8 protein-coding genes are annotated in these 7,735 nt (G+C 38.2%); 3 read left to right on the forward strand and 5 right to left on the reverse strand.

Annotation, left to right across the window (positions count from 1 at the left end; all coding sequences use genetic code 11):
* Nucleotides 1–40: 40 nt before the first annotated feature.
* The gene (locus ASE55_RS12900; RefSeq protein WP_056220309.1) at nucleotides 41–937 is read left to right on the forward strand and encodes a LysR family transcriptional regulator; all 897 of its coding nucleotides are present in this window, start codon (nucleotides 41–43) and stop codon (nucleotides 935–937) included.
* 13 nt (nucleotides 938–950) lie between these two features.
* Here the strand turns inward: ASE55_RS12900 and ASE55_RS12905 are convergent, their stop codons facing one another.
* Nucleotides 951–1,385 carry a GNAT family N-acetyltransferase gene (locus ASE55_RS12905; RefSeq protein ID WP_056220312.1) on the reverse strand — a complete coding sequence of 145 codons (435 nt, stop codon included), beginning with the start codon at nucleotides 1,383–1,385 and terminating at the stop codon, nucleotides 951–953.
* A gap of 203 nt (nucleotides 1,386–1,588) precedes the next feature.
* Between ASE55_RS12905 and ASE55_RS12910 the strand changes: the two genes are divergently transcribed.
* Together ASE55_RS12910 and ASE55_RS12915 are read left to right on the forward strand one after the other, a co-directional pair.
* A complete protein-coding gene (locus ASE55_RS12910) occupies nucleotides 1,589–2,464 on the forward strand; it encodes an aldo/keto reductase (protein WP_056220315.1) in 876 nt (291 codons plus the stop codon).
* Nucleotides 2,465–2,476: 12 nt separating this feature from the next.
* Nucleotides 2,477–2,968, forward strand: coding sequence for a hypothetical protein (locus ASE55_RS12915; protein WP_056220317.1), 492 nt, complete (start codon nucleotides 2,477–2,479; stop codon nucleotides 2,966–2,968).
* Nucleotides 2,969–3,029: 61 nt separating this feature from the next.
* On the opposite strand, the gene ASE55_RS12920 is transcribed toward ASE55_RS12915, so the two are convergent.
* Genes ASE55_RS12920 through ASE55_RS12935 form a run of 4 tightly spaced genes read right to left on the reverse strand, consistent with a single transcriptional unit; the run spans nucleotide 3,030 to nucleotide 6,283 of the window.
* Complete coding sequence (locus ASE55_RS12920; protein ID WP_056220319.1) at nucleotides 3,030–4,367, reverse strand: UDP-N-acetylmuramate--L-alanine ligase; 1,338 nt, start codon at nucleotides 4,365–4,367, stop codon at nucleotides 3,030–3,032.
* 5 nt (nucleotides 4,368–4,372) lie between these two features.
* Nucleotides 4,373–4,810, reverse strand: a complete 438-nt coding sequence (locus ASE55_RS12925; RefSeq protein WP_056220321.1) for a hypothetical protein — start codon at nucleotides 4,808–4,810, stop codon at nucleotides 4,373–4,375.
* Between the two features lie 12 nt (nucleotides 4,811–4,822).
* Complete coding sequence (locus ASE55_RS12930) at nucleotides 4,823–5,629, reverse strand: lysophospholipid acyltransferase family protein (protein WP_056220323.1); 807 nt, start codon at nucleotides 5,627–5,629, stop codon at nucleotides 4,823–4,825.
* A gap of 27 nt (nucleotides 5,630–5,656) precedes the next feature.
* Nucleotides 5,657–6,283 carry an NUDIX hydrolase gene (locus tag ASE55_RS12935; protein WP_056220324.1) on the reverse strand — a complete coding sequence of 209 codons (627 nt, stop codon included), beginning with the start codon at nucleotides 6,281–6,283 and terminating at the stop codon, nucleotides 5,657–5,659.
* Nucleotides 6,284–7,735: the final 1,452 nt, after the last annotated feature.

Raw genomic sequence — 7,735 nt, forward strand, 5'->3', positions numbered from 1 at the left:
ATAATTTATACCTTTGTATCATAATTATAATAATTGATCTATGGTTAACCTGGAATGGTACCGCACTTTCAAAGCAATTTATAAAACAGGGACTTTAACGGGCGCTGCTGAAACCCTGTTTATTTCGCAGCCCGGCGTGAGCCTGCACCTGAGTTCTCTGGAAGCTTATGTTGGCTATAAATTATTCGACAGAACGGGGCGAAAAATGATTCCGACCGAAAGAGGAAAGGTCCTGTTCAATGCGGTTGCTGAACCGTTGAGCAGATTGGAGGATGTAGAAAAAAACTTTCAGAAATCCACAGAAAAGCATACGCCGACCATCAGTGTCGGGATGTGTTTTGAAACCTTTCAGACCACGCTGGAGCAATATGTTTCCACGCTGCCGTTTAATTTGATCATCAGTTTCGGGGAATATCCTGAAATGCTGGATCAGCTGGATAAAGGAATTTTAGATCTTATTATTACTCCCAAAAAAGGAACGTCGCCCAATATTCTGCATGAAGCATTTTCTTCTGAACAGATTATTCTGGTGGGTGGAAATGAAATTGATGCAGAAAGCTTCAGGAAAGTAATCAAAACAAAAGGCATTGAGCATGCTGAAGAATGGCTGAAACAGGAGAAATGGTACGGAACCACAGGTGATATGGAACATCTTTTCCAGTTCTGGATTCTGAACTTCGGACACAAACCGAACTTCCGGCCCAATTATATCGTCCCGAATTTAAATTCCATTGTCCGTTGCCTGAAAGGCGGAACCGGACTGGCCGTGGTCCCGGATTTCTTATGTAAAAACGAAATCGGAAGCGAAGAGGTAAAACTGATCTGGGAAGGTGAAAAGAAATTAGAGAATACGCTGTATTTCGGATGCCGGAAAAATACAGTGTATCAGGACGAAATCGCCCATATTAAAAGCCTGTTCAGAAAAGTAATGGGCTGATCAAAATAATTTATTATAAACTCATATGAATGATGGGGTAAGGTTTTCCTGAACCGTCTTTTTCAGATCTTCCGATGGATTTAAAGCCCATTTTCTCATAGAAACCGATGGCCTGCGGATTTTGTTCATTAACATCAACTTTTGTGATCTGGGCTGTTTCTTTCATGAATTGATATAGCTTTTTACCGAAGCTTTTCCCACGCATTTCATCATGTATAAAAAGCATCTCTAAATTTCCCGCTGATGCTGATGCAAAGCCTTCTGCCTTATTGTTTTCAGTAATCAGGTACACTTCAAGATGCGGTAGATAATCCCTGGGAATTATTTCTTTAAAATAATTGAAATCTTCTTCTGAAAGAAAATGATGAGTAGCTTTTACGGCAGATTCCCAGATCTCCATAATGTGCGGGTAATCATCCTGGGCTGCCAATCTGATCTGATGTTCCATCGTTTTAAATTTTCAACAAAAATAAAAAATCAGATAAGAAACTGAATAGAAATAGGAAGGTTATCATACAAAGTTTATGTGTACATTCAAATCTGATCTTAAAAGTCAGTGGAAACTATTTTATAGGGATTTTAAGTAAATTGATATCCTGAAATTCTAAAATTTATCGTAAATTAGTTAGCATTCACATCAAATAAAATACTATGCAGAAAAAAACATATGCAGGCCAGCCTGCTATTACATTAAATAACGGAGTTGATATTCCTGCTTTAGGATTCGGAGTCTGGCAGATGGAAGATCTACAGGAATGTGAAAATTCTGTAATCAAAGCCATTCAGACAGGGTACAGGATGATTGATACCGCTGCGATTTATCAGAATGAAACTGCTGTCGGCAATGCTATAAAAAACAGCGGGACAGATCGGGAAGACCTGTTTATAACTTCAAAGTTATGGGTTCAGGATACTTCATACGAAAAGGCGAAAAGTGCTTTCCTGCGGACACTGGACAGGTTACAGCTGGATTATCTCGACATGTATCTCATTCACTGGCCTTACGGTGATTTTACAGGTGCCTGGAAAGCAATGGGAGAACTTTATCACGAAGGTAAAATAAAGGCAATCGGTGTTTGTAATTTTACCGTTGAGAAACTGGAAGAATTAAAGGCAGACGCAGGTGTACTTCCTGTAATTAATCAGATTGAACTTCATCCCCTGTTCCAGCAGAAAGAACTTCAGGTATACAACAGGGAAAACAATATCGTTACGCAACCCTGGAGCCCGCTTGGAAACGGTAATGCAGGACTTTTAGATCATGAAGATTTAAAAAATATCGCAGAAAAACACAGTAAAACAGTTGCTCAGGTGATCTTAAAATGGCATTTGCAGGAAGGGTTCTGTGTGATTCCGAAATCGGTAACGCCATCCAGGATTGAAGAAAATTTCAACGTTTTTGATTTTGAATTATCAGAAGAAGAGATGAATACTGTGTGTTCTTTAGATACCGGGAAAAGATTATTCTTTGATCCGAAAGATCCGGAATGGGAACAGAAAATGCTGAATGCTGTGGCGGATATTTAAAATACAGAATAAATGTGGATTCATTCCAGAAAATTTAACGAAGAAAAAAATATAATCACTTTAGACTGTAAGTATATTTTTTCTTTTTTAAGATCAGATGGATTTAATGAAAGACTTTTAAATGCTGAACTGCTGATTGATCATAATTTTAATTATACCTTTCAGATGGCAGCTTTTCAACATGAAAAAATCACTAAAAATAAATCTGATTTTTTTATAGAAAAAGGGAGACCTACAGGCAAAATTTTTAATTATTTAGAAAGACTATTAGATTCTGAATACAAAACTTTGCATCAGGATTATAGTCCTGCACATCTCGCTATTACTGATTCTGGAAATCAAATGTTTATATTAAATTTTGATACAGAATCTTTAAATGTAAATATTATCGATGGTTATCCCAAATCATGTTTTGAAACAGACGCAGAATTGCTGTTGTTTGAATTTAATGAATATTTAAAGAATTGGGTAGAGACAAAATATCAGGACTGGCTACAAGTATAATCATTAAAATAAAAGCTGTACTCTCATCAGAATACAGCTTTTATTATACTTTTATATGAAATTATTTCGTCAGATCCAGTCCGCCAAAGTTACCCGAACTCATCATCATGTAAACACCCTGTGTTTTGTCCAGTGTATCCCAGTAGGCATGAAGCTCTTCTGCACTGGTAAAGACTTTCAGGTTTTCGTTTTTAAATTTTTCTTTGATCAGGTCAGGAGAAATCGGTTCCATTCTTTTGATCTTTAAAGCATCTTCAGAATAGAAAACGATCGCTTCATCAAGTCCGTCCATGGCATGATCATACTGTTCAAGGAAAACAGGATTTAAGCTTGAATACGTATGGAGCTCAAGAAAACCGTATTTTTTTTCGTTTTTAAACTGTTCGCAGAAAGCTTTGACAGCAGCTTTTACTTTGCTCGGAGCGTGTGCAAAATCTTTGTAAAGTGTTCCTTTATCTTCTCTCTGCACTTTCTCAAGACGTTTTGAAGCCCCTTTAAAGCTCATGATGGCTTCGTAGAAATCTTCATCCATAATACCCAGGTGATGGCAGATATTTCTTGCCCCTTCCAGATTCAATAAATTATGTGCTCCGAAAACCGAAAGCGGAGCATCGCCCATTTCTGTTTTCAAATGGACATGGCTGTTAATGATTTCATATTCGGGTGTTTTGTAGGGGATTTTTCTGAAATAGTTTTCCGCTGCTTCCACTACTTTTACCACTTCAGGGTCTTCTTCGTTGTAAACTAAAATTCCGCCCGGTGTAATGCTGGCCACGAATTTCCTGAACTGCTCAATATAATCATCAAACGTTTTAAAGACATTGATATGGTCCCAGGCAATTCCGCTTAACAATGCAATGTTAGGCTGGTACAGCAGAAATTTAGAACGGAGATCAATAGGAGAGGAGAGGTATTCATCACCTTCCAGCACCATAAAGTCGTTATCCTGAGTGAGTTTTACCATACAGTCGAAACCTTCCAGCTGAGCACCCACCATATAATCCACATCTTTCCCATGGAAATTGAGGACATGAAGGATCATTGAGGTGATGGTTGTTTTCCCGTGCGAGCCTGCAATAACCACGCGGGTTTTATTTTTAGACTGCTCGTACAGGAATTCCGGATAAGAATATATTTTTAATCCCAGTTCCTTTGCTTTTGCCAGTTCAGGATTATCCTGGTGCGCATGCATCCCAAGGATTACGGCATCGATATCAGAGGTGATTTTTTCCGGGAACCAACCCGTTTCTGCAGGTAAAATTCCTTTCTTTTCCAGTCTTGATTTTGAAGGTTCAAAGATCGCATCATCCGAACCTGTAACCTGGTATCCTTTATCTTTTAATGCAATGGCAAGATTGTGCATGGCGCTTCCGCCGACAGCAATGAAATGGGTCTTCAATGGGATTACTGTTTTTTTACGTTATTATTGATAAGCTCCTGGAAAGCATTGGTGATGTTGGTCCAGTTTGTTCTGTAGTTCGGCATAATGGAGCTGGCATCTGTTTTACTGCCTTCATTAGGACCTTTTTTTACATTCACGGAAGTTGAAATATGATCATAGATCTTTTTGTGGTCTTCCTGGATCCTTCTGAAATTATTCCTGGACAGCGTATGCTCTATTTTATTTAAATCTTCCTGGGGAACTTTGAAATCCTGCCTGTATTTTTTACCCTGGCCTTCAAAAGAGTAATGGGCATCATATCCTTTGATCAGAAGGTTCTCATACACCGGTGAAAGGCCGCCGCTTCTGGAATAGCTGATATCGAAATCCGAATATACCTTCTGGCTGTTGCATGATCCTAATACAATAAGGGCAAATAAGATTCCTGTTATCCTTTTCATAATAATTCTGCTTTAGTTACCTGATTCTTTTTGTTCTGATTTTTTGGCTTTCAGTTCTTCGTCATATTGGTGTAACAGATTGAAATCTTCGGTCTGCTCAATGGCAGTCATGATTTTATTGAGGATTTCCTGTGCATTTTCTTTATCATAATCGATATCAAGAGGCGCTTTGAATTCCATGGTAGGTTTTACACCCGTTACCTTTACCCGGAGTCCTTTTTTGTCAAAAGCCCTGCGGAACCCGTTGATCTTTATCGGGATTACAATCGGACGCTGATTCTTAACCAGTTTTGCCGTTCCCCTTCTTCCCTGGGCAAAAGCGGAAGTGGTTCCCTGAGGGAAAGTGGCTACCCAGCCGTTATCAAGAGCTTTCATGATGTTGTCAACCTCGCTCATATCCACGATCCTGTTGACGTTTTTACCTTCTGCTCTCCATGTTCTTTTAACCGTTACGGCACCGGCAATTTTGAAGATCTTGGGAAGGATTCCTTTGTTCATCGTTTCTTCGGCCGCAACGTAATAGAAATCAATTTTTGGGTTTAATAAATAGATCGGGTTTTTTATGGTATTCAGATATCCGTTGTTTACCGAGCAGAATGCATGGTACATGGCCGCTACATCGGCAAAATAGGTCTGGTGATTGGATACAAACAGTACATTGGAATCCGGAAGATCCACAAGATGTTCAGTCCCTGTAATTTTTAGTTTGTTAAAGCCGTTGAACCTTCTGTAGGATATAATTCCCAGAATGAAAATAATCAGCCTTTTTAAAAAATAAGGAGTACCGAATGCATCGGTGAAAATATTTTTCTTCGCCATCTCTCAATTAAACACAGTGGTGCAAAGTTACATTTTTTTCAGCAACTGGCTGAATTCGCTCAGTATCATTGCGGTAGCCCCCCAAATGATATATCCGTTAAAATTAATCACCGGGACCTCATTTCCCCCTGCGCTTGGCAGTGCCATGATTTCAGGCGTGTCGGGAAGGTTCAGAAAGCTGGTGACCGGAAATTCAATAACTTCCACTGCTTCACTCTGCTGCAAAACAAATGCCGGATTTCTGCTGGTGTAGGATATATAAGGATAAACATAAAAATTACTGGGCGGAATATAGATCGGGGACATTTCCCTGATGATTCTTATATAATGTTTGTCAATCCCGATTTCTTCCGACGTTTCACGCACGGCAGTTTCCGCAAAGTCACGGTCCGTTTCCTCACGCTTGCCGCCGGGCAGGGAAATCTGTCCGCTGTGCCGGTCATGCTCATTGATGGTCCTCTGAATCAGAGGGAAATGCCATTCGTCATTTTTAAGATACAGCGCAATATTGACAGCCGCAAATTTTGGATTATTCTTTAAAACCTCTTCGTAGGTAAAAACGGGGCGGGACGGCAGTGAAAAAACACCGTGTGCATTTTCCCCTGGCAGTGCGGCACTCTTGATTTTCCTTAATAAATCTTTTCCAAAACTCATGATTCAAATTTAACAATATATTTTGAAGAAATAAGAATGAAGCAGTAATTATATAATAAGAACATCTATAAAGAAGCATACATTATATATAAGGAATACAGTAATCCGGAATTTTTAAAATCAAGTTCCATTTTTTCTTAGGAGCTTGATCCCGCTATCCACTCTTACTCCTCACGCCGGGCTTGCCACTGCATTTTCCTTTGCTTATGCCTTTCTTTGTTGCGGGGTAGCCGTTTCTATCGGGGCTAGGCTTTTGTGGGTTCAACAATAATGGTGTTATAATCCGCTACCTTCAGCATCCCTTATTATCATGCTAATTTAATTCCCATCGACCCCTGTCAATAATCCCGCAGTAAACTTCCCCTCCTTCGGAGGGTGTCAAAAATCATAAGATTTTTGACGCGGTGGTTTTAGGATACTTTATTCTTATGTACTGTACTCTTTATATAGTCTCATATATAGCATACCTTATATATAATAGTATAATATTAATTGCGTTCACTCAAACCTCATAGGTTTTAAAAACCTATGAGGTTTCCATCAAAGTTTGCATTACGATTTTCATCACACAATTACATTAGCTTAAAGTCCATTGGGACTTTTCAATCAAAGTTAACTATTCGATACCCGTCAACCAGAATTACTTATATAAAGCTTATTCTAGTATATCTTTATTTCCTGATTCATTATAATATAGTACAATGAAACCAAAGCTGTCTATAGCGATTACCCCTACAAATCAATAATCACTAATTAATAAACATTCTCGATAAACTCTTATCTGATAAATTATATTTTCTATTCATTATATATAGTATATAGGGAAAAGAATGAATCTAAAGTAATGAGCAGTACTGATCAACAATCATTAATTAATATTAATTACGTTCACTCAAACCTCATAGGTTTTCAAAAACCTATGAGGTTTCCTTAGAGTCTCGGTTATAAAACTCTTTTAGCTATCCTTATCCGGAAACGTCTACTTCACTGAACTGTCTTCTACACTTATAAAGCCTGTTTAAATCCTTGGTTATTCATCTAGGCCTCTAAAAGACTCACTTCATCAGCATTTAGGTAACACTCAGAATCTTTATTTGATTGTTGTGGATAAGTCTGGTTTTATTGTAACGATGTAGGAGTTAATAATATAAGKYTGTAMTTACCCACAAAGTGGGTTTTAAGGTGAACAGAAAGTAAATTTTACGTTAAATATATTTGTTTGGTAGGGTTGAAGTTTCTATCTTTGCCCCACTGAAAACGAGAGTTAGGTCAGTAGCGCAGAAGGAGCTTTCAGATAAGCTGAACATTAAGGACTAATCATCTACATTATGTGATTGCTTTAAGCAATTATATAGGGTACGGATCGGGAAAACTTTTTAAGATTTTAATTAAATAAAATTTGGAAAAGACAAAAAGATTTGTATCTTTGCAGTCCGGTAAAACGGGAGCGCA

Origin of the sequence: Chryseobacterium sp. Leaf201 (assembly GCF_001421435.1) — a bacterium.
Lineage (GTDB): Bacteria > Bacteroidota > Bacteroidia > Flavobacteriales > Weeksellaceae > Chryseobacterium.